Source organism: Mesorhizobium sp. M0968, assembly GCF_040319065.1.
Lineage (GTDB): Bacteria > Pseudomonadota > Alphaproteobacteria > Rhizobiales > Rhizobiaceae > Mesorhizobium.
Map to the genome: position 1 here is coordinate 52,704 of NZ_JAMYNL010000015.1, position 25,226 is coordinate 77,929.

At 62.4% G+C, this 25,226-nt stretch carries 21 protein-coding genes; 12 read left to right on the forward strand and 9 right to left on the reverse strand.

Going from position 1 to position 25,226, the window contains the following annotated elements; genetic code table 11:
• Positions 1 to 715 precede the first annotated feature (715 nt).
• Together NKH67_RS22850 and NKH67_RS22855 are read right to left on the reverse strand one after the other, a co-directional pair.
• Positions 716 to 1,093: a hypothetical protein gene (locus NKH67_RS22850; protein ID WP_352540620.1), complete on the reverse strand. Its 378-nt coding sequence runs from the start codon at positions 1,091 to 1,093 to the stop codon at positions 716 to 718.
• Between the two features lie 83 nt (positions 1,094 to 1,176).
• On the reverse strand, positions 1,177 to 1,956 hold the full coding sequence (locus NKH67_RS22855) for an SDR family oxidoreductase (protein ID WP_352502482.1): 780 nt from the start codon (positions 1,954 to 1,956) through the stop codon (positions 1,177 to 1,179).
• 120 nt (positions 1,957 to 2,076) lie between these two features.
• On the opposite strand from NKH67_RS22855, the gene NKH67_RS22860 reads away from it, so the two are divergent.
• Together NKH67_RS22860 and NKH67_RS22865 are read left to right on the forward strand one after the other, a co-directional pair.
• A complete protein-coding gene (locus NKH67_RS22860) occupies positions 2,077 to 2,898 on the forward strand; it encodes a UDP-2,3-diacylglucosamine diphosphatase (protein ID WP_352502515.1) in 822 nt (273 codons plus the stop codon).
• 127 nt (positions 2,899 to 3,025) lie between these two features.
• Positions 3,026 to 4,243 carry an MFS transporter gene (locus NKH67_RS22865; RefSeq protein WP_352502483.1) on the forward strand — a complete coding sequence of 406 codons (1,218 nt, stop codon included), beginning with the start codon at positions 3,026 to 3,028 and terminating at the stop codon, positions 4,241 to 4,243.
• Here NKH67_RS22865 and dgcA read toward each other — a convergent pair.
• Positions 4,214 to 5,197 (reverse strand): N-acetyl-D-Glu racemase DgcA, encoded by a 984-nt coding sequence (dgcA, locus tag NKH67_RS22870; RefSeq protein WP_352502484.1) that lies wholly within the window; start codon positions 5,195 to 5,197, stop codon positions 4,214 to 4,216. The genes NKH67_RS22865 and dgcA overlap by 30 nt on opposite strands.
• A gap of 78 nt (positions 5,198 to 5,275) precedes the next feature.
• Between dgcA and NKH67_RS22875 the strand changes: the two genes are divergently transcribed.
• From NKH67_RS22875 to NKH67_RS22890, 4 genes are read left to right on the forward strand one after another with little or no spacing between them, the layout of a single operon-like run.
• Entirely contained in the window at positions 5,276 to 6,460 is a 1,185-nt protein-coding gene (locus tag NKH67_RS22875) for an ABC transporter permease (protein ID WP_352502485.1), read from the forward strand.
• Position 6,461: 1 nt separating this feature from the next.
• Entirely contained in the window at positions 6,462 to 7,280 is an 819-nt protein-coding gene (locus tag NKH67_RS22880; protein ID WP_352502486.1) for an ABC transporter ATP-binding protein, read from the forward strand.
• A gap of 13 nt (positions 7,281 to 7,293) precedes the next feature.
• Positions 7,294 to 8,667 (forward strand): MlaD family protein, encoded by a 1,374-nt coding sequence (locus tag NKH67_RS22885; RefSeq protein WP_352455679.1) that lies wholly within the window; start codon positions 7,294 to 7,296, stop codon positions 8,665 to 8,667.
• Between the two features lie 37 nt (positions 8,668 to 8,704).
• Positions 8,705 to 9,358: an ABC-type transport auxiliary lipoprotein family protein gene (locus tag NKH67_RS22890; RefSeq protein WP_352502487.1), complete on the forward strand. Its 654-nt coding sequence runs from the start codon at positions 8,705 to 8,707 to the stop codon at positions 9,356 to 9,358.
• Between the two features lie 41 nt (positions 9,359 to 9,399).
• On the opposite strand, the gene NKH67_RS22895 is transcribed toward NKH67_RS22890, so the two are convergent.
• Positions 9,400 to 9,855: a macro domain-containing protein gene (locus NKH67_RS22895; RefSeq protein WP_352448960.1), complete on the reverse strand. Its 456-nt coding sequence runs from the start codon at positions 9,853 to 9,855 to the stop codon at positions 9,400 to 9,402.
• 131 nt (positions 9,856 to 9,986) lie between these two features.
• Positions 9,987 to 16,373: an apolipoprotein A-IV repeat region-like domain-containing protein gene (locus tag NKH67_RS22900; RefSeq protein ID WP_352502488.1), complete on the reverse strand. Its 6,387-nt coding sequence runs from the start codon at positions 16,371 to 16,373 to the stop codon at positions 9,987 to 9,989.
• Between the two features lie 285 nt (positions 16,374 to 16,658).
• Between NKH67_RS22900 and NKH67_RS22905 the strand changes: the two genes are divergently transcribed.
• From NKH67_RS22905 to NKH67_RS22915, 3 genes are all read left to right on the forward strand, one after another.
• Positions 16,659 to 17,027: an Hpt domain-containing protein gene (locus NKH67_RS22905; protein WP_292660938.1), complete on the forward strand. Its 369-nt coding sequence runs from the start codon at positions 16,659 to 16,661 to the stop codon at positions 17,025 to 17,027.
• A 97-nt stretch (positions 17,028 to 17,124) separates the two neighbouring features.
• A complete protein-coding gene (locus NKH67_RS22910) occupies positions 17,125 to 17,445 on the forward strand; it encodes a 2Fe-2S iron-sulfur cluster-binding protein (protein WP_023674833.1) in 321 nt (106 codons plus the stop codon).
• A gap of 82 nt (positions 17,446 to 17,527) precedes the next feature.
• A complete protein-coding gene (locus NKH67_RS22915) occupies positions 17,528 to 18,556 on the forward strand; it encodes an NAD(P)/FAD-dependent oxidoreductase (RefSeq protein WP_352502489.1) in 1,029 nt (342 codons plus the stop codon).
• Between the two features lie 27 nt (positions 18,557 to 18,583).
• Here the strand turns inward: NKH67_RS22915 and NKH67_RS22920 are convergent, their stop codons facing one another.
• A complete protein-coding gene (locus tag NKH67_RS22920) occupies positions 18,584 to 20,065 on the reverse strand; it encodes an MDR family MFS transporter (RefSeq protein ID WP_352502490.1) in 1,482 nt (493 codons plus the stop codon).
• Between the two features lie 199 nt (positions 20,066 to 20,264).
• Positions 20,265 to 20,882: a DUF922 domain-containing Zn-dependent protease gene (locus NKH67_RS22925; protein WP_352502491.1), complete on the reverse strand. Its 618-nt coding sequence runs from the start codon at positions 20,880 to 20,882 to the stop codon at positions 20,265 to 20,267.
• A 96-nt stretch (positions 20,883 to 20,978) separates the two neighbouring features.
• Here NKH67_RS22925 and folP point away from each other — a divergent pair, with 96 nt between their 5' ends.
• The 3 genes from folP to folK are packed head-to-tail and all read left to right on the forward strand — an operon-like array spanning position 20,979 to position 22,695.
• Positions 20,979 to 21,824 (forward strand): dihydropteroate synthase, encoded by an 846-nt coding sequence (gene folP / locus NKH67_RS22930; protein WP_352502492.1) that lies wholly within the window; start codon positions 20,979 to 20,981, stop codon positions 21,822 to 21,824.
• A gap of 3 nt (positions 21,825 to 21,827) precedes the next feature.
• Positions 21,828 to 22,187 carry a dihydroneopterin aldolase gene (gene folB, locus NKH67_RS22935; protein ID WP_352471721.1) on the forward strand — a complete coding sequence of 120 codons (360 nt, stop codon included), beginning with the start codon at positions 21,828 to 21,830 and terminating at the stop codon, positions 22,185 to 22,187.
• Entirely contained in the window at positions 22,171 to 22,695 is a 525-nt protein-coding gene (gene folK / locus NKH67_RS22940) for a 2-amino-4-hydroxy-6-hydroxymethyldihydropteridine diphosphokinase (protein ID WP_352471720.1), read from the forward strand. The genes folB and folK overlap by 17 nt, the downstream gene beginning before the upstream one ends.
• A 24-nt stretch (positions 22,696 to 22,719) precedes the next feature.
• Here the strand turns inward: folK and NKH67_RS22945 are convergent, their stop codons facing one another.
• Together NKH67_RS22945 and NKH67_RS22950 are read right to left on the reverse strand one after the other, a co-directional pair.
• Positions 22,720 to 23,268 (reverse strand): DUF924 family protein, encoded by a 549-nt coding sequence (locus NKH67_RS22945; RefSeq protein ID WP_352471797.1) that lies wholly within the window; start codon positions 23,266 to 23,268, stop codon positions 22,720 to 22,722.
• A gap of 20 nt (positions 23,269 to 23,288) precedes the next feature.
• Positions 23,289 to 25,124: a monovalent cation:proton antiporter-2 (CPA2) family protein gene (locus NKH67_RS22950; RefSeq protein WP_352471719.1), complete on the reverse strand. Its 1,836-nt coding sequence runs from the start codon at positions 25,122 to 25,124 to the stop codon at positions 23,289 to 23,291.
• Between the last annotated feature and the right edge of the window lie 102 nt (positions 25,125 to 25,226).

Sequence of the window (25,226 nt, forward strand, 5' to 3'; positions counted from 1 at the left end):
GTAAACTTTGGGGCCGCATCCGAAAACCTGAGATACATGTATGCAAACACCGCGATATGACGTTTACCCATTGATAAGCAACGATTTTCAATCGCCACCACCGCAGACTGGACTGTGGCGAAATCCTCTAGCCTAACCGCTCGTTTCTAGACGAACGAAGTCAAGGAACAATCTCCGGTCAGTAATTGCAAGGTTGCCGTCGGCCGTGTCTCGAACCCCGTGCGACAGCAGTTTTTGCGCAACAAAGCGATAAATAGACGCCATTCGCCGGTCTCATTTTTTCATTTGCGAGGCAGGACATAGCATGCGGACTAACCCTAGTTCTTGTGAACTGGGCGCCCTTTTTGAGCATAATGTTGCCCTGTTTCGGCTTGCCTGAGGGCGCCTGCAATGGTTGAAAGCGGTCAGGGGAAGCGTGTCCTTTTGTCTCGCTCCTGCCATTCAGCAAGTCCAGCCGCTCTTATCCGCTCGATACGGCGGATGGTATGACAAATTGATTTTGCCGCGTATGGCAGGTTTTCAGGAGCTTGCAGGTGACCAAGATAGCCCCGCGCTGCCGCAAGCGAGGTGCGCCAAATCTCTTCGGAGACGTATTTTGTATCCACAACTATGATCCATGCTCTTCCGGCAAGATATAGGACGCGATGCCTTGCTGTGTCGCCAATTTCAGAGCTTTAGAATAGTCGCATAGGTCCGCAAGGGGTGGAAACGGACGCTACGCTCCTGTCGAAAGGCGGCTCCGCAGCGCTTGCAACTCTGCTCGCGAAGTGGGCGCGCTCTCGTCCGACAGGAAAAGCAGAACCTCCGAGGCACCATCATCCGCGAAGGTGAAGTCGTCGCTCATGATTAGCGCATCGGCGATGTAGGCGGCTGCTTGGACCGGTAGGATGCCGTCCGCCAGCCGATCAACCAGCACGTCCACATGTCGACGATTAATTATCGTATCTGGACCGTCAGTGATGATGACATTCCCCACGCCGCCCGACTTGGACGCGGCGGCTACGCATTCATTCACTTCGGCTTCAATCTCCTGCCAAAGCTCGGATGGCGGTTTCTCGCCGTTGAGGAAGGATATGAGGGACGAGTGTTGCATTGGCGGAGCTTATGCTGACGGGCTCCAAGTTCCGCAACCGGTCGTCTTCCACTATTCAGTGGGCATTGAGCATTGGATTCTCGCTAGAACGCGCTGACGTAGAGGCCGCCGTCGACCGGTATGTTCTGCCCGGTCAGGTAACCGGCATGAACCGAGCACAGGAAGGCGCAGATCTGGCCGAATTCCTCCGGTGTGCCGAGCCGTTTGGCCGGAACGTTGGCCGCTGCTTGCGCCTTGCGCGCGGCGGCGGCGGCCGGATCTTCGGGCGTGCCGGCCTCGTGCGGGCCGCGCAGCCGGTCGGTATCGAGTTTTCCCGGCAGCATGTTGTTGATCGTCACGTTGCGGTCGATCACCGTGCGCGCGACGCCGGCGAGGAACGAAGTAAGGCCGGCGCGGGCGCCGGACGACAGGTCGAGGCCGGGGATAGGCACATAGACCGACAGCGAGGTGATGTTGACGATGCGGCCGAAGCCGCGCGCCGCCATGCCGTCGATCACGGCCTGAACCAGTTCGACAGGGGTCACCATGTTCTGGGTGACGCCCTCGAGGATCTTTTCGCGGTCGAGCGCGCGGAAATCGCGAAACGGCGGACCGCCATTGTTGTTGACGAGGATGTCGGGATCGGGGCAGGCGGCAAGCAGCGCCTTCTGGACATCGGGCTTGGATACGTCGCCGACGATTTCGGTCACCTTGACGCCGAATTTCTCGCGCAGTTCAGCGGCGGTTTTGGCCAGCACGTCGGCGTTGCGGCCATTGATCACCAGATCGCAACCTGCCTCTGCCAGTGCCATGGCGCAGCCGCGTCCCAAGCCTTTGCTCGAAGCGCAGACGATGGCCTTCTTGCCGCGAATGCCGAGATCCATGGTGATTTTCTCCTCCGATTGCCGCGGCAACCTATCCGGATGGCTGGACCAATCGCAACCGTCATACGGTTGTTGCATGAATCGGGGCATAGGCTCAGGCGAAAGCAACGGTGACAAATGATGTCCGGCGCAGAGCCTCGCACTTTCCGCAGCATGTTCATCTCCGACGTCCATCTCGGATCGAAGGCGGCGAAGGCCGAATTCCTGATCGATTTCCTGCGCCATCACGATGCCGATATCATCTATCTCGTCGGCGACATCGTCGACGGCTGGCGCCTGAGACGAAGCTGGCATTGGCCGCAAAGCCATAACGACGTGATCCAGAAATTGCTGCGCAAGGCGCGCAAGGGCGCCAGCATCACCTACATCGCCGGCAACCATGACGAGTTCGCGCGACAGTTCCAGGGCGTTCATTTCGGCGGCATTGTCGTCGCCGACCGCGCCATCCACGAGACCGCCGACGGCAAACGCCTTCTTGTCATCCATGGCGACCAGTTCGACACCGTCGTCCATAATGCGCGCTGGCTGGCCTATCTCGGCGACTATGCCTACGACGCGGCGATGCTGCTCAACCGCGTCATCACACGTCTGCGCCAGGTGCTCGGCCTGCCCTACTGGTCGTTCTCGTCCTGGGCCAAGGTCAAGGTCAAGAAGGCGGTGAATTTCATCGGCTCGTTCCAGACCGTGCTGACCGAGGAGGCGCGCCGCTCGCATGTCGACGGCGTGATCTGCGGGCACATCCACCATGCCGCGATCGAAAGCTATGAGGACGTGCAATATATCAACACCGGCGATTGGGTGGAGAGCTGCACGGCGGTGGTCGAGCATTTTGACGGCCGGATGGAGATCCTGCACTGGGCGCATGTCCTGCCGGAGACTCCGGTCGGCAGCGAGGTGCTCGTGCCGATCGACATCAAGGGCAGGGCAGTCCAGGCGGCTTGACCAAATCCGGCCGCATCTCGCTTCAATCGGTTAGGCCAGCGGTTTCATCGACTTTTTCGCCGTGTTAAGCAGCGGCAGGTGTGGCGGGCCGACCCGGCTGAATGCCGTGCCGACGGATCGCCTGTCAATGTCCTCGCTGCCGCCGCTTTCGCCCGAACAGCTCGTCAAGCCACGCCATTTCGAACTGCGCATGAGCTTGATCTTCTTTACGCTCTTCGTTCCGCTCGGGACGCATGTGCCGTATTTCCCGCTGTGGCTGCAGGCGAAGGGGTTCCATGCCGAGCAGATAGCCGTGATCCTCGCCGCGCCGATGTTCCTGCGCGTGGCGACGACGCCTTTTCTTACGGCGCTGGCAGACAAAGCGAGCGACCGCGCCAATGTCTATGTTGCGCTGGTCGCCGCATCGCTGATCCTGTCCGCCGGCTACCTCCTGCCGCCGACCTACGCAACGGTACTTGCCGTGTCGTTGGCCCTGACGGTCGTCTGGACGCCGCATTCGCCGATTGCCGATTCGCTCGCCCTTTCAGGTGTTCGCCGCTTCGGCTCGAATTACGCAAGCATGCGCAAATGGGGCTCGATCTCCTATCTCTGCGCCAATCTCGCCGGCGGTTTCATCCTGTCGGCGAGCGGTGCCCAGGCTGTCCCGGTGATCATCTTCGCGGCGCTGTTTGCCGCGCTAGCCGCCGGACTGATTGCGCCGCGCCTCGGCCGTCCACGCCGCGCCTCGCCGCTTTCGGCCGCCGATATCCAGCAATCGGCACCGAAACTCCTCAACCGGTACTTCCTCTATTTTTCGACAGGCGTCGGCGTCATCACCGCCAGCCACGCATTTCTCTACGGTTTCGTGTCGATCTACTGGAAGTCGATCGGCATCAGCGATTCGGTTGTCGGGCTTCTGTGGGGGTGGGGCGTCGTCGCCGAGATATGCATGTTCGTCGTTTTCACCCGCGCTTTCGCCTCCTTCTCGGTCGTCTCAATCATGCTGATTGCCGGGATCGGCGCGATCGTGCGCTGGTTCGCCTTTCCGCTGATCTGGCCGCTTGGGCTTGGCGTTGGCGGGTTTTTCGCGATCCAGACGCTGCACGCGGTTTCGGTGGCGCTGGTGCTGATCGGCCTGCAAAAGATGATCGGTGAGACGGTCGCGGAAGAACGCACCGGGGCGGCGCAAGGCATCGCCTACTTCTCCAATGGCTTCTTCATGGCGGCGGCGACGCTGATTTCCGGTCCTCTTTACGACCGCTTCGGCGCGAATGGCTTCTTTGCGATGATCCCGATCGCTCTGACGGGCCTGGCTCTGATCGGGCTTGCCGCGCGTTCAGCCCCACAGCGCCCGCTCGGGCGGTGACACCAGCGAACCTTGGTAGACGAGACCGGGAACGCGGTCGCGGGCCAGCAGCAGCGGACCGTCGAGATCGACGAAATCGGCATCCTGCGCCAACAGCACGGCCGGCGCCATCGCAAGCGATGTGCCGACCATACAGCCGACCATGACACCAAGAGCCAGTTCGCGGGCGCGGTCGCGAAGCACGAGTGCAGCGGTCAGGCCACCCGATTTGTCGAGCTTGATGTTGACGGCGTCGTAAAGGCCGACAAGTGCTTCAAGGTCCTTCGCCTCGTGCACGCTTTCGTCGGCACAGATCGGTACCGGATGCGCGATGTGGCGAAGAATACTGTCATGTCCCGCCGGCAGCGGCTGTTCGATCAAGGCGATACCGTGCTCGGCGGCAAAGGCGAGGTTTGCGACGATGTTGTCGTTATTCCAGCCCTCGTTGGCGTCGAGAATGATTCGGCTGTCGGGTGCTGCCGCCGTCACTGCACGGATGCGCGCGATGTCGTTGTCGCCGCCGATCTTGACCTTGAGTAGCGGGCGCTGGGCGTTGGCGCGGGCCTGCGCCGCCATCGCCTCCGGCTCGGCGAGCGACAATGTATACGCAGTCTCGAGCGGTCGTAACGGAACGGTTCGTATCGTATGCGCCACCGGTGTTCCGCTGATCTTCGCTTCCAGGTCCCAGAGCGCGCAATCGATGGCGTTGCGTGCCGCGCCGGCAGGCATGGCATCGAGCAGGGCGATGCGGCTGATGCCGTGCGCGATCTCGCTGCGCATCGCCTCGATCGCGTCGCGCACACCCTCCATGGTTTCGCCATAGCGCTTGTAAGGGACGCATTCGCCGCGTCCTGTACGGCCGTTTTCGGTGATAGCGCAGGAAATCACCTCCGCTTCGGTCTTCGAGCCGCGCGAAATGGTAAAGGTCCCGGCTATCGGAAAGCGCTCGGCCTCGACCGAAATGACACGCGCCATATTTTTCTGCTCCGGCTGTGCAACAAGGAGGATGTCGGCAAATCGACAGGTCGGCCCCGTCAGGCTAAACAGGACGCCATGTTGACCATCCGCAAACGCGACGCAAGCGGCCCTGCCAAGGAGCCCGACCACCAGCCGCGCATCGCGATCGGCGAGGAGGGCGACGTTCTCGGCTGCGCTTTCTCGGGAACCTGGACGACACGTACCGTGGCGCTGGTCGATGCCGAGATGCGCAAGATCGAGAAGCGCAGCGGCTTCAAGACGCTGGCGCTCGACCTTTCACAAATCGAGAAGATGGACACAGCCGGGGCGTGGCTGATCGACCGCCTGGTCAGCAGCTTCGAAAAGAAGGGCGTCGAGATCACGATGCAGGGGCAAAGCGAGATAGCCTCGATCCTGCTTGGCGCCGTCGGGGACGCCGTTCGTCGCGAGCCCGAATCAGGTCCGGCAAAGCCGCCCAACTTCATCATTCGCGGGCTCGAGGCGGTTGGCCGGCGCGTTTATGAGATGCGCGACGATTTCCTGGCCGCAATGAATATCCTCGGCGCCACGATACGCGGCTCGCAGATGAAGCTTGGCCGTGGCCATGCCGTCAACATGGCGGCAATCTTCAACCAGATCGATCGCATGGGTGTCGGCGCCATACCGGTAGTCGTGCTGATGTCGGCCATCGTCGGTGCGATCGTCGCCCAGCAAGGCGCTTATCAGCTCAGCTATTTCGGCGCCGACATCTTCGTCGTCGACCTGGTCGGCGTGCTGATCCTGCGCGAGCTCGGCGTTTTGATGACGGCGATCATGATCGCCGGCCGCTCCGGTAGCGCGATCACCGCCGAGATCGGCTCGATGAAGATGCGCGAGGAGGTCGATGCGCTGAAGGTGATCGGCCTTAATCCAATCGGCGTGCTGGTGTTTCCGCGGCTCGTCGCGCTGGTCGTCGCGTTGCCTTGCCTGACGATCATCGCCAACTTTGCCGCACTGGGCGGCGGCATTTTGGCAGCATGGCTCTACTCCGATATTGCACCGGCAGCGTTCATCGACCGGCTGCGTGTCGCAATCGACCTCAGCACCATCTTTGCCGGCCTGATCAAGGCGCCGTTCATGGCCATGATCATCGGCATAATTGCCTCGGTCGAGGGCATGAAGGTTGGCGGCAGCGCCGAATCGCTTGGCCAGCATGTGACCGCCTCCGTGGTGAAGTCGATCTTCGTGGTCATTATCCTCGACGGGCTTTTCGCCATGTTCTATGCAGCGATCGAGTTCTGAGATGGCGCTGCCGGGCACAAACACGACCAAGGTGGCGGCGAAAGCCAAAGAAGACGAGATCGTGCTGTCGGCGCACGACGTCACGGTGTCGTTCGCCGATCAGGTCGTTCTCGACAAACTGTCGCTCGATATCTGGCGCGGGGAGATTCTCGGCTTCGTCGGTGCCTCCGGTGCCGGCAAATCTGTTCTCTTGCGCACCATCCTTGGCTTGACGCGCAAGCAATCGGGAACAATCAAACTGTTCGGCGTCGACGTCGAGAAGGCAACCGAAAGGGAGCGCCTTCGCATCGACATGCGGCTTGGCGTGCTGTTCCAGCATGGCGCCCTTTTTTCGGCGCTGACGGTCCTCGAAAACGTTCAGGTGCCGATGCGCGAATATCTCGATTTGCCGAAGAAGCTGATGGACGAACTTGCCATGCTCAAGGTCGAGCTGGTCGGATTGCCGCCGGATGCGGCGCAGAAATTCCCCTCCGAGCTCTCGGGCGGCATGATCAAGCGTGCTGCGCTGGCGCGCGCCCTGGCACTCGACCCGGACATCGTTTTTCTCGACGAACCGACGTCCGGGCTCGATCCGATCAGCGCGGCTGAGTTCGACGAATTGGTCGTCAAGCTGCGCGATACGATGGATTTGACCGTGTATATGGTCACGCACGATCTCGACACGCTGTTTACGGCGTGCGACCGCGTGGCGGTGCTCGGCAACAAGAAAGTGCTGGTCGAGGGCACGATCGACGACATGCTCAGGAGCGAGGAACCCTGGGTAAAATCCTATTTCCGCGGAAAACGCGCCCGGCAACTTGATCTTGCGGCGCGCGCATAGCCATAAGTGAGCAATGGAAACCAGGGCCAACTACGTCATTGTCGGCATTTTCACGCTGGCCGCGATCCTCGCGGCTTTCGCTTTCGTCTATTGGACGGCCGCGATCGGCGACAGGGGTGAGACGGCGATGCTGCGCGTGCGCATCCCGGGCTCGGCTTCCGGCCTTGGCCGCGGCAGCTTCGTGCTGTTCAACGGCGTCAGGGTCGGTGAGGTCAAGCGTGTCTATATCGACCTCAACAATCCGACCGCCGCCATCGCCGACACCGAGATCGGCCGGAATACGCCGATCACCAAGTCGACGCAGGCCGATATCGGGATCGTCAGCCTCGCCGGCCAGGCCAGTATCGAATTGAAGGGCGCCGACCCCAAGGAAGTGAACCTTCTCGACCAGGCGGAAGCGGAGGGCAAGGTCGCCGAGATCGTCGCCAATCCGTCGGCGGTCACCAACCTTTTGCAGACGGCGCAGAACATCTTCACCCGCGCCGACAAGGTCCTTTCGGAGCTCGAAGGCTTCACCAAGGATGTTCGCGGGCCGCTGACGCAAACCGTCAACAATGTCCAGACCTTCTCCGATGCACTGGCCAGGAATGCGGACGGCGTCGACAAGTTCCTGGCCAGCGTCAGCTCGCTGGCGGACGAACTGAAGGGTGTTTCGGGCAAGCTCGACGGCACCCTGAAGGCGGCGGAAGGGCTACTCAACGCCGTCGACAAGGACCAGATCAAGAGCATCGTCGCCAATGTCGACACAGTCACTTCCAACCTGAAGGAAACCAGCAAGCAGTTCGACACGGTCATCAAGAACGTGGACACCGCGGTCGGCTCGATCAACGACTTCGCCCAGAAGACGCAAGGCACGCTGGCCAAGGTCGACGGCGTTCTCGACGGCATCGATCCGGCTGAGGTTCGCACCGCGCTGGCCAATATCCAGAAGGCCAGCGAAAACGCCAACGAGGCTGCCGCCGACATCGCCAAGGTGACCAACAAGTTCGCAAACCGAGCCGACGACATCGATGAAACCATCAAAGACGCGCACCAGCTCGCAGGACGCCTCAACGATGCCTCGGTGCGAGTCGACGGTATCCTTGCCAAGGTCGACAAACTGCTCGGCTCCGGTCAGGCCGACGGCGTCATGGCCGATGCGAGGGCGACGCTCAAATCGTTCAAGCAGGTCGCCGACACGCTGAACGCCCGCCTCGGCACCATCACCGACAATCTGGCGCGGTTCTCGGGACAGGGGCTGCAAAACGTCGAATCGCTGGTCCAGGACAGCCGTCGTTCGATCAACCGCATCGAAGAGGCGGTGACCGACCTCAGCCGCAATCCACAGCGGATCCTGTCCGGCGGCGAGGGTGAGGTCCGGCAGTTCGACGGCAGGGTGCGCCGTTGACTTCGGCCTGCGCCCACCGCAAGAACATAGCTTGCGGATGCGCGTTGTTTCCACGATCCGGGGGGGATCGCGTTTGAAATCGATCAGTTCAGGCAGCGTCAGATCGAGTGGGTTCAAGACCGGAGCGGCACTGCTGGCGCTTTCGCTCGCCGGCTGCGCGGCGCTGGGCGGCAAGCCGGCGCCGCTGGATACGTTTGAGCTTTCGGCGCCGTCGCTGGAAGCGCGTGCCCACAGCCGTCGCCAGATACTCATCGCTCAGCCATCGGCGCTCAAGGCGCTGGACAGCCAGAACATCGTCATTAAGCCATCGCCGCGATCGATCCAGTATCTCAAGGGCGCGCAATGGGCCGACCGGCTGCCGATGATCGTACAGGCGCGGCTGGCAGAGACGTTCCAGCGCTCGGGCAGCTTCACCGGCGTCGGCAAGCCAGGCGAGGGGCTGGCGATCGACTATCAGGTGATCGTCGAGATCCGCTCGTTCGAGGTGCGTGTCGATGGCGGCGAACATGCCGAGGTCGAGCTGTTCGTGCGCCTGTTGAATGACCGCAACGGTGAAGTGCGCGCTTCGAAGACGTTTAGCGCCATCGCGCCCGTTTCGGGCAATGGCAACCAGGCCTATGTCGGCGCGCTCGATGCCGCGTTCGGCGATGCGGCCGGGCAAATCGTCCGCTGGACGGACACCGTGATCTGAACCGGGCTAGCTGCTGTGAGGCGGCTGGAGACCGAAGCAGCTCACGGAGCGTATTCGACAAGCGTATGATCTTCGCCCGCGAGTTCATCGTTGATGATTGAGGCTATGGTTTCCCAATCACCTCCAGCCAGCCCTGCGCCAATTTTCGGGTAGCCGATTCTTTTGCCCGCGAATTTACCTTTGACGGCCTGCATGACTTTTCGAATTGCCTGGTAGTCGGCTTTCACGCCTTTGCCCTGCCAATGGAACTGAGTGTAGCCGTTGACAACATGGAAAATGCGGCTGCCTCGCTTGATTTCGGCAACGGATATGCTTCCCAGCTTGGCTGGGTCACCCTTCAATGTCGCGCAATCCGCAGCATATGCTTCGGGAAAACGCTGCTTTATGGAAAGAGCAATTCCTTTGCCCATCTGGCACTGGCAGTTGCATCCATGCACAATGACATCGAACGTTCCGTCGAGCGCAAGCTGAAGCAGATCACCGCGAATTGTCTGCATTGCCACGAGATACCGGCCTCTGCTCTGGGCGCAAACATCCGACCAAATCAGGAGATTTGCGGACTATCTTTTTCAGTATCGGGTCTAAGCAGAAAGGGCAGAGTGCACTTTCTGTTTTCCTGTCCCGCCGCTTAGTGCAGACGGCCGCTGGCATGGGCAAGCATGGTGTAGACCTTGCCGGTGTCCGACGTCAGGTAGGTCTGCGCCATGATGTTGTCGCGGTCGTTGCGCGACACGTCCTTGAGCAGCTTTTCGAAATCGTCGCAGTAACGATCGACAGCAGCGCGGAACTCCGCCTCTGACTGATATTTGCGGCGGATCTCGTCGAACGTCTGTTGGCCCTTCAGCGTGTAAAGTCGGCGCGTGAAGACGTCGCGCTCGCCGCGCCGGTAGCGGTTCCACAACTCGATCGAGGCGTCGTGATCGATGGCGCGTGCGATATCGACCGAGAGCGAGTTCAGCGATTCCACGACATGAAGCGGCGAACGCGCAGCGGGAGCCGGGCGCGGCGCTTCGGCAGGCGCTGCCGGCTTGGCGTCGTCTTCGCGCGATGCACCGGTCAGGAGGTCACGCACCCAACCGCCCTGCGGCGTGCGGCCGTTGGGGTCGCGCTGGCGCGGCGCTTGGTCTGCGGGACGTTCGAGGTCGAGCGTGCCGCGCAGCGCCGTCTCGCCCGAAGGCGCCTGCGGTGCACGGCGCTGTTCGGGAGCCGGAGCCGGGCGACGTGGCGGTTCGGCGGGGCGTGCGGCAGGCGCTTGCGGCGCCGGACGCAGGTTGCGCTGTTCCGAACTGTCGGCGCTGCGGCCAGATTTCGCAACGATTTCAGAAAGTTCCTTCAGCGCGTTGATCTGCTCTGAAACGGCACGGCGGATAGCCGTGGTTGATTCCTTTGCCTCTTCCGGCATCTCGATGACGCCTTTCTTAAGCTCGGCCCGGGTGAGGTCGAGCTCGCTCTTGATCGAGCCGGCGGTACGCCGCATCTCCTCGGTCGCATCGGCAAAGCGCTTGGTTGCCGAATCGACCACTTCGGAAATCGCGGTACGGATCTTGTCGGCGGATTCCAGCGTCTTGCCCTCGGCGTTCTGCAGCGTCTGGCCGACCAAATTCTCGAACGAGCGCATGACCCTTTCGAGATCTTCCGACTTCTTGACAAGGCCGACGGCGAGGTCCTCCAGCGACGATTGCCTTTCGAGCGTGTGCTCAAGATTGCTCTGGGCCGAGCTCAACAGGTCCGAGGCACTGGAAAGCAACCGGCTGTGCTCGTCGAACTTGGTGGCGATTGAAGCAACCTCGCGTAAGGTCGACGACGACAGCTCGGTGAGCCGCGTCGTGTTCGAATCGACCAGACGCGCCGAACTGGCGAAGGTCTGCGCGGTCTTTTCCGTGGTCGCCGCGAAGCTTTGCGTGCTCCCGGTCAGGCGTTCGTCGACCTGGCCGAGATTGGTCGCAGCCTGCTCGATCAATTGACCGAGCTGCGAGCTGGAGGTGGTCATGCGGCCGATGAGGTCGGCAACGCTGTCGGCAAGCGTCGAGCGCGCGCCTTCGACGGCCGACAGGGTTTCGGCCGTGCGGCTGGCGATGGCGTCGACGAGGGCGGCGTTTTGATTGCGCAGCTTCTCGGTCGCACGTTCGGTGACCTCTTCCATGCTCTTTTGCAGCTCGGAGCCGCCCTGGGCGAAGCGCTCGACCAGAGGCCGCGCCGTCTCGTCCAGGATTTTCGATATTTCGGCCGAACGGGCCGCAAGCATCGTACTGAGCTCGCGAGTATTGGCACCGATGGTCTTTGCAGCGTCATTGGTGCTCTGGCCGATATGCTGGCCGACCGCGGTGAAGGTTTCGGCGATGGTGTTGGCACGCGAGACCAGTTGCGCTTCGGCACCCGAGACTTGTTCGTTGAGCTTTTGGCCCATTGTCTCGGCGGAGTAAGCGAGGCGGTTCTCGACGCTGGCGACCTGCTCCTCGACGCGGGCCGCAGTGGCGGCAGCACTCGATGCCAGGCGTTCGTCGGCACCGGCAAGCAGTTGCTCGATTTCACGGGCATGGACTGCGAGTTCCTGGCCAGTCTGCCTGGCGCGTTCGGCAACCCGCTGCTCGGTGCTGGTGAAGGCACCGACAATGGTGTCGGCATGTTCGCCGATTGCGGTGCTGCTGTCAGCGATACGGGACACCAGGCGATGATCGGCCTCCTCGAAGATGCGGCCGATCTCGGACGCACGGGCCGAAAGTGCTTCGGAGCCCTCGGCAATGCGCGAAATAAGTTGCTGGTCGGCGGCATCGAAAATGCGGCCGAGATCCGACGCACGTGCCGCGAGCGCTTCGGCGGATTCGCCGATGCGCACGCCCAGCCGCTCGTCGGCTGTTTCGAAATTGCGCAGGATGTCGCCGGCACGTGCCGCCAGCGACTGGGCCGTTTCGATGGCGCGAGAGACCAGCCTGTGGTCCGCCGCGTCGAAGGTGCCGGCAATCTCACTTGCTCTGGCTGCCAGCTGATCGGCCGTTTCCTGGGCACGCGCGAGCAAGCTGTTCGACGTGTCGTCGACGCGGGCAATCAGTGCGCTCGACGTATCCTCGGCGCGGGCGGCGAGGCGACGATCCGCCTCTTCAAAGGTGCGGGCGATGTCCTCCGCCCTGGCGAGCAGGGCGGCCGAGGTCTGCTCGGCGCGCTCGGCGATCTTGCGGTCGGCATCGCTGAATGCCGCGCCCGCCTGCTCATGCAGCGCGCTGGTAACTTCCATGACCTTCTCGCGCAGCGCGCCGGCGACGAAGACCGCGCTTCTTTCGAGCACACTACGCACATTGTCGACACCCGTCGACAGCGCCCGCTCCATTGTGCTGGCGCGCTCTTCAATGATGCCTGTCTGCCGGCTGAACGCCTGCTCGATCTTTTCTACGTCCGCAGCGATCGCATCAGAGATGTCGGTGCTCCTGGCGGCGATCTGATCGATATGGCCGGACAGCGAACGGTCGACATCCTTGCGCGTTTCGGCGAGCCTGGAGAGATCGTCCTGCAGTGCGCGGGTCAGCATGTCGCGGCCCTCGCTCAGCTTGCCGACATGACCGGCGACAATCTCGTCGACCTCGCTGCGGCTCATTGCAAGCCTCTCCAGGTCGGCTTCCAACGCGCGCCTGAGGATGTCGCGGCCTTCCGCCAGTTTCTCGACCTGGCCGGCGACCAGCCCATCGATGCTCGAGCGGCTTTCGGCCAGCTTGGCGAGATCGTCCTCGAGCGCCTTCGACAGGGTCGAGCGGTCCTGGACGAGCTTCTCTGCGTGGGTTGCGACAAGGCTGTTGACGTTGCCGAGATCGGCTTCCAGCGCACGCGAAAACTGCGCGCGATTATCGGTCAATAGCTGCGACTGATCGGCGATGGCGCCCCTGATCGTGTTGAGATCGGCCTCCAAGGCGCGCTTGAGGATATCGCGGCCTTCGGCCAGTTTCTCGACCTGGCCGGAAACCAGTCCGTCGATGCTCGAGCGGCTTTCGGCCAGCTTGGCAAGATCGTCTTCCAAGGCGCGCTTGAGGATGTCGCGACCCTCAGCCAGCTTCTCGACCTGGCCGGCGACCAGCCCGTCGATGCTCGAACGGCTCTCTGCCAGCCTGGCAAGATCGTCCTCGAGCGCTTTCGACAGGGCCGAACGGTCTTCGGCAAGCTTGTTCATATGTTCGGAGACGACGCCCCGCACGGTCTCGAGATCGGTCTCCAGTGCCCGCGACAGCTGACCACGGTCTTCCGCCAGCTTTTCGGAATGGCTGGCGATGACGCCCTTGACGGTGCTCAGATCGGCTTCGAGCGCACGCTTGAGGATGTCGCGGCCCTCTGCCAGCTTTTCGACCTGGCCGGCAACCATCACATCGATGCTCGAGCGGCTTTCGGCCAACTTGGCGAGATCGTCTTCGAGCGCCTTCGAAAGGGTCGAACGGTCTTCGGCGAGCTTGTTCATGTGATCGGAGACAACGCCCCGCACGGCCTGCAGGTCGCTCTCCAGTGCCCGCGACAACTGGCCACGGTCTTCCGCCAGCTTTTCGGACTGGCCGGCGATGACGCCCTTGATAGCGTTCAGGTCCGATTCCAGCGCGCGCTTGAGGATGTCGCGGCCTTCGGCCAGCTTCTCGACCTGGCCGGCAACCAGCCCGTCGATGCTCGACCGGCTTTCGGCCAGCTTGGCAAGATCGTCTTCAAGCGTCTTCGAAAGCAGGCTGCGATCATCGGCGAGCCTGCCCGAATGATCGGCGATCAGGCTCCTGATGTCGGACAGGTCGTTATCGAGTGACTGGGAAAGCCCGCTGCGGTCTTGCGCCAATTTCGCCGAATGGGCCTCGATGAGGCCATTGATGCCGGCAATGTCGGCTTCCAGCGCACTGGCGAGTATGGCGCGGCCCTCGGCGATCTTTTCGACCTGACCGGCGACGAGGCCGTCGATGCTGGCGCGACTCTCTGCCAGTTTGCCGAGGTCGGCCTCGAGCGCGCGCGAAAGGATGCTGCGGCCTTCGGCGAGCTTGCCGACATGCCCGGCAACCATTTCATCAATTATCGTGCGGGCTTGCACGAGTTTTCCAGAGTCTTCGTTCAAGGCCTGGGCAAGCCTGTTGCGACCCTCTTCAAGGCTTTCGAGATGGCTGCCCAGCGAAGCGTCGATCGCTGCGCGCGATTCATTGACCTTGCGCAGATCCTCTTCAAGGGCGCGCGAGATCAGGCCGCGGCCTTCGGCTAGCTTCTGCACCTGGTTAGCCACCGCTGCGTCGATTTCGGCGCGACCTTCGGCGAACTTCGCCAGATCGGCCTGCATTGCCGCCGCCATCCGGTCGCGGCTTTCGGAAAGCTTGCGGCTGTGGTTCTCGACGGCTTCCTCGATGCCGGCGCGAGCATCGGCAAGCCGCTCGATGTCCGTATCGAACGAACGCGATACGACATGGCGCGCCGCTTCCATGCGCCCGGCGAAATCGCCGGCGCGGGCTTCAAGCATGGTCGAGGTCGATGAAATGATATCGGCCATGTCGGCGCCGATCTGGGTCTTGCCCTGATCGATCATCGCCGACAGCGTCTCCTTGCTATCCTGGAAGGTGTGGGCGATTTCGCGCGCGCGCTCGACCAGCGTCTCGTTGATCTGGCGTGCGCGAGCCTCCAGCGCGGCGTTGAGCTTCTGCGTGCCGGTGTCGAGCGCCTCGGCGCGGGTCTGGAACTCGCTGATCAGCGCCTGGCCACGTTCAGCAAGCGTCCGCTCGATGCCGTTGAGACTGGCTTCGAATTCCGAATTGAGTGTGCGAGCGGCACCGCCGAGCAGCGACACCATGCCGCTCGTGCGGTCGTCGAGCAGGTCGGTCAGTGACCGCGTCAGGCCGTCGGTGGTGTCCGTCAGCTTGGCGATCCGGGTGTCGAGCAGGCTGGCGAAGGCCTCGCCCGACGTCGACAGCCGATCGGTGATCGATTCGAGCCGGCCTTCCACCGAATCGAAGATCGACATCGAGCTTCCGTTGATCCTGTCGATCAGCGTGTCGCCGGATTCGTTGATCGTCATCGACAGCTTGGTCGAGGCGTTGAGAATGCTGTCGCGAATGATATCGCTGGCGGCGTTGATCTCGTCTTTCAGTGTCTCGTGGGCGCCGGTGATCGAGGCGCGCACGCGCTCGGCATGGGTGACGACCGCTTCGCGCTCGCTGCCCAGCCCGTCGACCAGCGAGCGGATGCGGGACTCGTTCTCTGAATAGGAGCGCTCGATCTGGTTCACCTCGCTGTGGACCAGCGTTTCGAGCTCGACGGCACGCGCAAGCGTGCGTTCGATGCCTTCGCCCATGGCTGCCACCTCGCGGCGAACCGCTTGGCCGATCATCATGACGCGATCCTGGGCAAGATTTTCCGGCTCGGCCAGACGGAAGGCCACCTCGGTCATCGACTGCGCGGCAAGGCGCATCTCCTGAGCGCGGCGAATCATCACTGCGAATGCCCAGAACAGGATGACGGGCACTATTGCCGCGACCGCCAGGCCGATCAGCTCCGGACGGGCGAAAAACTGATCGAAGGTGCGGATGTTCCAGATGCCAGGTCCGAACAACAGGTTCGCAAGGCCGCCAGCGCCGGCGATCCAGGCCAGCGAAACGAAAGCCACGACCCAGTAGATCGTGTTCGAGGCGCGGCGATTGAGGGTGTGCAGGAGCGTCTTATAGTCTTTTTGACGATCGTCGTTGGCCGGCGAGAAAGCTGCCGGCTGGGAGCCATTGCGCGTTGCGACAGGACGCAACTCAGCCGGCTTGGTCTTTGGCGCGGGATTTGCGATCTGGCCTTGATTGGCGGCAGGTGCCGCGTTCTGGGTCTGGTCCGGGGCAGGCGCTTCGTTCTGGCTGCGACCTTCGCGCGCCAGCTCGTCGGCGGCTTGCGATATTTGCGCTTCGAGATCTTCCATGGATGCAGCCATGTCGAAGTCGCCGCCGGCATCGCCGCTCAGATCGATATCAAGTGCCTTTTCAAGTTCCCTGGCTACGTCGCTGTCGAGCGTTCTTGTCGTCGTTGGTTTCTTCGCCATGCCTTCGCTACCCTGTACAAGCTGCCGCGGGACTTATGGTTGTGCTTATTGATTCTGCCTAGCGTGTCCCGCGCAGGAGGCTGAAAATGGACCTGTCGTATCGTAATGACACAGCCGGGTAAAGAAAACATGCATTCCGCCCGATACGTAAAACTTTAAATATAAGGTTAACACAGCCGTGATTCCGGCGCCGTTATCGCGACATTTTTCCGGGCCAATCATTAACCCGTTGTCCACCGGATACGCCTAGTTTTTGCGGCGGTCGAAGAACGGAGTCTCAAAGTGATACGTGGCGAAAACGGCATTGCCTTCTCGATGCCCGGCGGCGACGTGTCTGGGACAGCCGGGGCGCGGCCGATCGACCTGGCGCATCTTGCACGCCAGACGATGGGCGATCGGAGCCTCGAGCAGGAGGTGCTGGCTCTGTTCGTGCAGCAGGCGCTGTCGGTGCGCGACAAGATTGTCGATGCGGATGTCAGGCAGCGGCTGCTATTGGCACATGGGCTCAAAGGCTCGGCGCGCGGGGTCGGCGCCTTCGCCATTGCCGATTGCGCCAGCGCGATCGAATGCCGGCCCGAAGACGCCAGCACGCTGAAGCGGCTTGGCTCGCTGATCGAAGAAGTGCGCGACTTCGTCGCCGCCATCAGCCGATAGCGCTTATTCCCAAAACGCCACACAGCGGCGCTTTGGCGCCGCAGTTGACTTGTCCGGCAGAGTGATTATGTCGGCTCAGACTCCCTTCAGGTGACAAATGACCAAGCTGACCTTCATCGCCCATGACGGCACGCATTTTGACGTGGATGCCGAAAACGGCTCGACCGTTATGGAAAATGCGATCCGCAATGCGGTGCCGGGAATAGAAGCGGAATGCGGCGGCGCCTGCGCCTGCGCGACCTGCCATGTTTATGTCGACGAAGCCTGGACGGCGGAGGTCGGCGAGCCGGAAGCCATGGAAGAGGACATGCTGGATTTCGCCTACGAGGTCCAGCCGAACTCGCGGCTGTCATGCCAGATCAAGGTGCGCGACGCTCTCGACGGGCTGGTCGTGCGCGTGCCGGCCCGCCAGGGCTGAAGCCGATTTTTGCGGCTGCCGCTTGGCAGCGGACCAATGGTCATGCAGTGTCGCGCCGTTTTCCCATAAAGGCGCATGCTTCATGACCGCTATCACCAAGACGGACGTACTCATTGTCGGGGCAGGGCCTGTCGGCCTGTTTGCCGTATTCGAGCTCGGCCTCTTCGACCTGAAGTGCCATCTGATCGACATACTCGACCGGCCCGGCGGGCAATGCGCCGAACTCTACCCGGAAAAGCCGATCTACGACATTCCGGGCTGGCCCTCGATCTCGGCGCAAGGCCTGGTCGACAAGCTGCTTGAGCAGATCGCGCCGTTCAAGCCCGAATTCACCTATAGCCGCATGGTTTCGAGCCTGGAAAGGCTGGACGACGGCAGCTTCCGCGTCATTACCGACGAAAACGAGGTGTTCGAAGCCAAAATTGTGGTGATTGCCGCCGGCGGCGGTTCGTTCCAGCCGAAGCGGCCGCCGATTCCAGGCATCGAACCCTATGAAGGCAAGAGCGTGTTCTACTCGGTGCGCCGGATGGAGGACTTTCGCGGCCATGACCTCGTCATCGTCGGCGGCGGCGATTCGGCGCTCGATTGGACGCTGAACCTGCAGCCGGTCGCCAAGAGCGTGACGCTGGTGCACCGGCGGCCCGAATTCCGCGCAGCGCCCGACAGTGTCAACAAGATGTATGCCATGCAGGAGATGAAGCAGCTGGAATTCCAGGTTGGACAGGTGACTGGCCTGACCGGCAGCGACGGCCAGCTAGTCTCGGCCACGATCAAGGGGCCGGAGGGCGATGTCGAAGTGCCCTGCACGCGGATGCTGCCGTTCTTCGGCCTGACGATGAAGCTCGGCCCAATCGCCGAATGGGGGCTCAACCTCCACGAGAACCTGATCCCGGTCGACACCGAAAAATTCCAGACGTCGGTTCCCGGCATCTTCGCCGTCGGCGACATCAACTGGTACCCCGGCAAGCTGAAGCTGATCCTGTCGGGCTTCCATGAGGTCGCCTTGATGGCGCAAGCGGCCAAGCGCATCGTCAGCCCCGGCGAGCGCATCGTTTTTCAGTATACGACCTCGTCAACCAGTCTGCACAAGAAGCTCGGCGTGGTCGACTGAACCTCGCCATATTTTCGTCGAGCCGGTCTACTCCGCCAGGGCTGGAGCCACAGCTTCGGCATGGCCGCGAAGCGTTTTCTCCGGCATCAGCCAGAGCGTGATGAGCGACAACAGCAAGATCGCGGCCGCGGCAAGAAAGATCATCACGAACGGCATGGCCGAGGCGATATGGCCGGCCGGCTGCGTGCCTTCGCTGGCCAGCGGCAGGCCGTAACCAAGGGCGACGGCACCAAGCATGGCGACGCCGAGCGCACTGCCCAGCGAGCGGAGGAAGGTGAGAACGCCGGTCGCCACGCCAAGGTGCATGCGATCGACGGCGTTCTGGACCGAGACGGTGGCAGCCGGAAAGGTCGTGCCTGTGCCCAGGCCTACGCAGGTCGTCAACACCTCGACGAGCAACAGTGAGGCATGCCCGGCGACCAGGCTGAGCACGCCGAGGCACAGGATCGAGAAAACAGTTCCGATCATGGCAATGCGCTTATAGTGGAAAAAGCGCGGGATCATTCGCGCGCTGAAGGTCGCACCGGCCACCGTGCCGAGCATCAGCCCAAGCAGCGCGGTGCCCGATTGACTGGCCGACAGGCCGACGACCGATTGCAGGTAGACCGGCAGATAGACCGACAAGCCGACATTGGCGGCCTGCAGCAGGAACATCGACAATGTGCCAGCGAGAACGATCGGATTGCCGAGCACTTCGAGCGAGATCAGCGGTTCGACCGCGCGCATGAGCCGTAGCGCGAACGCGCTCCAGAACACCGCCGAGCAGGCGAGCAGTCCAAGGATTTCAGGCGACAGCCACGGATACTCGCTGCCGCCCCAGTTCAAGGCAAGCAGCAGCAGCGAGGTGGCCGCGACCAGAAGCAGCGCGCCGACGCCGTCGATGCGGTGATGTTTTGCCGCGATCGGCAGCTTCTTGAGCGGGTTGTTGATGATCGCCATGGCCAGCAGGCCGAGCGGAATGTTGATCCAGAAGATCAGCGACCAATGCAGATGTTCGGCGAAGGTGCCGCCGAGCAGCGGCCCGGCGATGCTGGCGACGGCCCATGTGCCCGAGATCCAGGCGGCGTATCGGGCCCTCTCGCGCGGCGGCACGAGGTCGCCGATCACGGTCTGCGTCAGGGCGAACAGACCGCCGCCGCCGGCGCCCTGGATCGCCCGGCCGACAACCAGGACCAGCATGTTGGGGGCCGTGGCGCTGACCAGCGAGCCGGCGAGAAAGATCAGGATTGCAGCATAGACGGTCGGCCGGCGACCATAAATATCGGAGATCTTGCCGTAGAGCGGCGCCACGGCGGTCGCGGTCAGAAGATAGCCGGTCACGATCCATGGCAGATATTCGGCATGCCCGAGCAGACGTGCCATCGTCGGCATCGCCGGCGCGACGATGGTCTGGTCGAGTGCCGCCAGCAACATCGACAAAAGCACGCCCCCGATGATGGCGTTTTTCTCGGTTTCGGTCAGCGGCGCGCTGGTTTCCACCATCGTTTGCTTGTCGACAGCCTGGTCCATATCCGTTCATCCATTATGCCTGCGTGCACGTCCGCGACGGGCTGGGAAGCATCTAGTACGCCGATTGGCGTTGCCGGAGGCTGATCCCTGCGAACTGGCATATGTCGTTCGCTATAGGCCGATTTCGACAGCGGCTCGAAAGTTTTCCGAAGCTGGCACTATGTTTCGGCAAAATTGGCTTTGTCCGACGACGCGGAGTTCAGCCGGGAGCGAGCCGGCCGTTCTCAATGCGCTCGATGCGATAGTGCAAAAGCCGCAGGATGCGGCTTTGGAAATTGGCGCTTTCGACACGATCGAAGCGCATCTGGTCCTGGTCGTGTTTGGCAAGCATGGCCGCAGTGATTTTTGCGGCCTCGGCCTTTGCCAGTTCGCAGGTCTTTTCCGGGTAGCTCGCCTTCAAGGCGTCTTCTAGTTCGCGGCCGTGGTTCTTGGCAATCTCGACGTGGCGTTCCTCATGGCGCTTGATGTCGGCGGACAACGTATCCCAGAACAGCCTGACGCCGGCATCGGCTTTGCGCGGGCGGCGCCACTCAGGAAGGATGACCTTGACCTTGACGGTGACGACAGCGTCGGCAATCCAGCACGAGCCCGGCTTTTGCGCATAGCTGACGCGGGTGGTGAACGCCATCTGGGTAGCTCCCGGATGCCGCGACCCGGTGCTTTTCACCTGAGGCCCGAGTTTCGACAGCTGGGTCTCGATGTCGTCGAGCGTCCTGCCGCCGATCGGGAAATAACTATATGTCTTGACGAGCGTTGCAGCGCCGGCCGGGAATGCGGTCAGAGCGAGCATCAGGGCGCAGAGGAGGGATCGTTTCATCGTGTTGCCTCTTTCCCCACCTTGCTTTACCGCCGTCCTCGGCGCAACGGAATTGATCCCCCGCCACGCCGGGGGATCGAACATGGTTGATGGGCAATGATGACAGGGCGATGGCAGTTGGCGCACGGACGCCATGTCGACCTTGGCGGCAAGGCCGTGGTCGTCGGCATCCTCAACATCACGCCGGACAGTTTTTCCGACGGCGGCCTGTTCGATGCGCCGGAAAAAGCAGTGGCCCAGGCGCGCCGCATGGTCGAGGAGGGGGCCTCCGTCATCGACATCGGCGGAGAATCGACACGTCCCGGGGCGTCTGCGGTCTCCGCAAAGGAGGAACAAACCCGCATACTGCCCGTCATCGAGGCGCTGGTGAAGGCCGGCGGAACGCTGATCTCGGTCGATACCTATCGCGAGGATACGGCCCGGCTTGCCGTCCAAGCCGGCGCGCATATCGTCAATGACGTCTGGGGCCTGCAGCGCGAACCGGGCATTGCCCGCGTCGCGGCCGAAACCGGCGCTGGCCTTGTCGTCATGCACACGGGACGGGACCGGCAGAAACTGCCCGACGTGATTGCCGATCAGCTCTTCTTCCTCAGGAAGTCGCTGGAAATCGCGCGGCGGAGCGGTGTTGCCGACGATCATATCGTGCTCGATCCGGGCTTCGGCTTTGCCAAGGAGACGGCAGCGGAAAATCTTGACCTGATGGCACGGTTTTCCGAACTTCATGCGCTGGGTTTTCCACTGATGGCCGGCACATCGCGAAAGCGCTTTATCGGCACCGTCACCGGCCGCGACGCAGCCGCAAGAGGCGCCGGGACCGCGGCCACCAGCGTCATCCTGAGGCTCAAAGGCGCGCATCTCTTTCGCGTCCACGATGTCGCAATCAACGTGGATGCGCTGGCCATCGCCGATGCTATGCTGGCACGTGAGATCGGGGAAAGCTGAGCCATGTATGTCATCCGCATGAAGAACTGCGCCTTCTTTGCCCGGCACGGTGTGCTGGACGAAGAAGAGACGCTCGGCCAGCGCTTTTATGTCGATGCGGCACTCATGGTGGATCCCGGGCGGGCGCTGGTCGAGGATTCCATCGAGGACACCGTCAATTACGGCATCGCCTTTGCGGTCATCGAGAAGATCATTACCGGCGAACGGCGCTTTCTGATCGAAGCGCTGGCGCTCGAAGTGGCGAGGGCGCTGACGGCGCGGTTTCCGCAGATCAAAAAGGCCGAGATCACCGTGCGCAAGCCGAACGCCCCGGTGCCGGGTGTGCTCGATCATGTCGAGGTGACCGTTGTCTGGCCAGAATAGTAACAACAACAACACCGTCTATCTCAGCCTTGGCGGCAATCTCGGTGATCCGGCGAAGTCAATGGCTGCGGCACTGGGCATTCTGGATGCCAACGAGAGAACGCGCGTCGTTGCCGTTTCGTCGCTCTACCGCACGCCGCCCTGGGGCAAGCTCGATCAGCCGGATTTCCTCAACGCGGCGGCCGAAATCTCGACCGCGCTCGCGCCACGGGCTTTGCTCGACCTTTGCCTCGACGCCGAGCGAAAACTGAAGCGGGTGCGCGAGGAGCGCTGGGGTCCACGCCTGATCGATATCGACATTCTGGTGTTCGGCGACCGCATCATCCACGAGACCGGACTGGAGGTGCCGCATCCGCGCATGCTGGAGCGCGCCTTCGTGCTGGCGCCGCTGGCAGAAATTGCGCCGGAGCTTGTGGTCGACGGCAAGAGCGTATCGGAGCGGCTGGCCGCCGTCGACACATCGGGCATTGAACGGCTGGCGTCAGGCCGGGATTGGTGGAAAACCTGATGCTGTCGCCATCGGTGCCTGAAATCAGCCGGAGAACCCACCTCCGTCGAGGAACATTTGTTCGTCCGGTGTCGTCTCGCGGCCAAGCATCCTGTTTCGATGCGGAAAGCGGCCGAAGCGCTGGATGATATCGCGATGCTCGATCGCATATTTCAGATAGATCGGGGCTTTGGCGGCGGTAAGCTCTACCGATTTGAGCTGATCGGCGAGGTCCTCCGAATGCTCATAGGGCAGATAGAGAAAAACGCGGAGCTCTTCGTCGAGTGCCAGGTCATGGCCGGCAGCGATCGCTTTCCCGGCGAAATGCCGCGCCAGCGGGTCCGTGGCGTACATGTGGCCGGTGGCGCGAAAGCAGTTTCGCGGAAACTGGTCGAGCAGGATCATCAGTGCCAGCGACCCTTCGGCGTGTTCGGACCAGCCGTCGCATTCGCGGCGGGCGGCGGCAAAGTGCAGATCGAGAAACCGGGTGCGGAAGTCGGCATCAAAGGCGTCGTTCTTCTCGAACCACGCGTCCTCCCCGGCGTCGCGCCAGAATCTGGTGATGGAGACAGCGCGGTCGTCCAGTTCGTTCATCATTCGCGTCTTTCCAACGTTTAATCGGCCGGTTCGGATTTCTGCAGCACGCCGGCGGTCTCCTCGTTGAGCGCCTGGCCCACGCGCCGTGGCGTGCTGAGCGGCGTCGGGATGGGGGTGCCGATATTGCCTTTGAGGAAGCGCCGCCCGGCGCGGATGCCTTCTGCCTGTTGAAGTTCGAAACGGGCAGCATCGCGGCGGCGGACGTCCTCGACTACCTCGGCGACCTCTTCCGGATCGACGCCGAGAGCTTCCAGTGTCGAGCCGCCGAAGACAAGCGCCGATTCGAACGTCTCGCGGAGCTGATAGTCGACGCCGGCACGAATGAGCTGCAATGCCGTGCCGCGGTCGAAAGCCCGCGCCAGCACCGTCAGCAACGGAAACTCCGCCTTGATGAGCTCGGCGATGCGCACGGCGGCATCGGGCTTGTCAACGCAGATCAGCACGGCGCGTGCGCGCCCGGCTCCCGCGGCACGCAGGATGTCCAGCCGCGTGCCGTCGCCGTAATAGACCTTGAAGCCGAAATCGGCCGCCGCCTGGATCATCTCGACCTCATTGTCGATGATCGACACATCAATCCCGCGCAACAAAAGCGGCTGGCTGGCGATCTGGCCGAACCGGCCAAAGCCGATGATCAGCACGCTGCCGGTCAGGCCTTCGGCGACATCGACGCCTTCAAGCGACTGCTCGTCGCGTGGCGTCAGATACCGCAATGCTATGATCGCTAAGGGCGTCAGCACCATGGAAATGATGACGATGGCGGTCAGCATCGCATTGGCCTGGCTATCGATGATACCGACAGCCGCCGCTGCGGAATAGAGGACGAAGGCGAATTCGCCGCCTTGCGCCATGAAGACCGCGCGCTCGAGCGCTTCCCGGTGGCCGGTTTTGAGAATGCGGGCGACGATATAGATGCCGATCGCCTTCATCATCATGTAGGCGACGACATAGATGGCAATGAGCTGCCAGTTGACGACGACCACATGCAGGTCGAGCGACATGCCGACGGCGAGGAAGAACAGTCCGAGCAGAATGCCACGGAACGGTTCGATGTCCGCCTCCAGCTGATGGCGGAAGGTCGATTCCGACAAAAGCACGCCGGCCAGGAAGGCGCCCATCGCCATCGACAGGCCGGAAAGCTGCATGGCGAGCGCCGACCCGAGCACGACCAGAAGGGCGGCTGCGGTCATCACCTCACGGGCGCGCGCATCCGCCAGGATACGGAAGAACGGATTGAGCAGATAGCGCCCTGCAAGCACCAGCCCGACGATCGCGGCAAGGCCGATGCCGACCTCCGTCAACCGATCCGACAGGCTCATGTCGGCGCCGCCCGGCGCGAGGAAGGCGATCAGCGCCAGCAGCGGCACGATGGCCAGGTCTTCCAAAAGCAGGACCGAGACGATGCGCTGGCCCTTGGGCGTGGCCAGGTCGCCGCGTTCTTCCAGCAATTGCATGACGATTGCCGTCGAGGTGAGTACGAAACCGGCGCCGGCGACGAAGGATTGCGCGATCGGGAAACCTCCCGCCAGGCCGACGCCGGTCAGCAGGACCGCGCAGACGCCGACCTGCAGCGCGCCAAGCCCGAAGATCTCGCGGCGCATGCCCCATAGCCGTGACGGCTGCATCTCCAGCCCGATAATGAACAGGAACATGACGACGCCGAGTTCGGCGACATGAAGAATGGCTTCCGATTCGGAAAAAATGCGCAGCCCGAACGGACCGATCACGACGCCGGCCGTCAAATAGCCGAGGATGGAGCCAAGTCCGATACGCCTGAAGATCGGCACCGCAACGACGCCGGCGGCAAGCAGCGCCACCACCTGGATCAGATCGCCGCTTGATGCCTCTGCCGCCATGCCTGCCGTTCCGCTCTCTTGCAACAAGCGGCCAAGATAGGGGCTTCGGGGCGGATCGAACAGTGCGAATCCGGCGCGTTGTGAAGGCGATATTGCAGGCGC

Excerpts from the sequence above, each read along its gene's own strand:
- dgcA (WP_352502484.1), bottom strand. The coding sequence starts at position 5,197 with ATGGCGCGTGTCATTTCGGTCGAGGCCGAGCGCTTTCCGATAGCCGGG.
- NKH67_RS22925 (WP_352502491.1), bottom strand. The coding sequence starts at position 20,882 with ATGAAACGATCCCTCCTCTGCGCCCTGATGCTCGCTCTGACCGCATTC.
- NKH67_RS22945 (WP_352471797.1), bottom strand. The coding sequence starts at position 23,268 with ATGAACGAACTGGACGACCGCGCTGTCTCCATCACCAGATTCTGGCGC.
- NKH67_RS22875 (WP_352502485.1), top strand. The coding sequence starts at position 5,276 with ATGTTGACCATCCGCAAACGCGACGCAAGCGGCCCTGCCAAGGAGCCC.
- NKH67_RS22880 (WP_352502486.1), top strand. The coding sequence starts at position 6,462 with ATGGCGCTGCCGGGCACAAACACGACCAAGGTGGCGGCGAAAGCCAAA.
- NKH67_RS22890 (WP_352502487.1), top strand. The coding sequence starts at position 8,705 with ATGCGCGTTGTTTCCACGATCCGGGGGGGATCGCGTTTGAAATCGATC.
- NKH67_RS22860 (WP_352502515.1), top strand. The coding sequence starts at position 2,077 with ATGTCCGGCGCAGAGCCTCGCACTTTCCGCAGCATGTTCATCTCCGAC.
- NKH67_RS22920 (WP_352502490.1), bottom strand. The coding sequence starts at position 20,065 with ATGGACCAGGCTGTCGACAAGCAAACGATGGTGGAAACCAGCGCGCCG.
- NKH67_RS22910 (WP_023674833.1), top strand. The coding sequence starts at position 17,125 with ATGACCAAGCTGACCTTCATCGCCCATGACGGCACGCATTTTGACGTG.
- NKH67_RS22900 (WP_352502488.1), bottom strand. The coding sequence starts at position 16,373 with ATGGCGAAGAAACCAACGACGACAAGAACGCTCGACAGCGACGTAGCC.
- NKH67_RS22950 (WP_352471719.1), bottom strand. The coding sequence starts at position 25,124 with ATGGCGGCAGAGGCATCAAGCGGCGATCTGATCCAGGTGGTGGCGCTG.
- NKH67_RS22885 (WP_352455679.1), top strand. The coding sequence starts at position 7,294 with ATGGAAACCAGGGCCAACTACGTCATTGTCGGCATTTTCACGCTGGCC.
- NKH67_RS22895 (WP_352448960.1), bottom strand. The coding sequence starts at position 9,855 with ATGCAGACAATTCGCGGTGATCTGCTTCAGCTTGCGCTCGACGGAACG.
- NKH67_RS22855 (WP_352502482.1), bottom strand. The coding sequence starts at position 1,956 with ATGGATCTCGGCATTCGCGGCAAGAAGGCCATCGTCTGCGCTTCGAGC.
- folB (WP_352471721.1), top strand. The coding sequence starts at position 21,828 with ATGTATGTCATCCGCATGAAGAACTGCGCCTTCTTTGCCCGGCACGGT.
- folP (WP_352502492.1), top strand. The coding sequence starts at position 20,979 with ATGATGACAGGGCGATGGCAGTTGGCGCACGGACGCCATGTCGACCTT.
- NKH67_RS22865 (WP_352502483.1), top strand. The coding sequence starts at position 3,026 with ATGTCCTCGCTGCCGCCGCTTTCGCCCGAACAGCTCGTCAAGCCACGC.
- NKH67_RS22850 (WP_352540620.1), bottom strand. The coding sequence starts at position 1,093 with ATGCAACACTCGTCCCTCATATCCTTCCTCAACGGCGAGAAACCGCCA.
- NKH67_RS22915 (WP_352502489.1), top strand. The coding sequence starts at position 17,528 with ATGACCGCTATCACCAAGACGGACGTACTCATTGTCGGGGCAGGGCCT.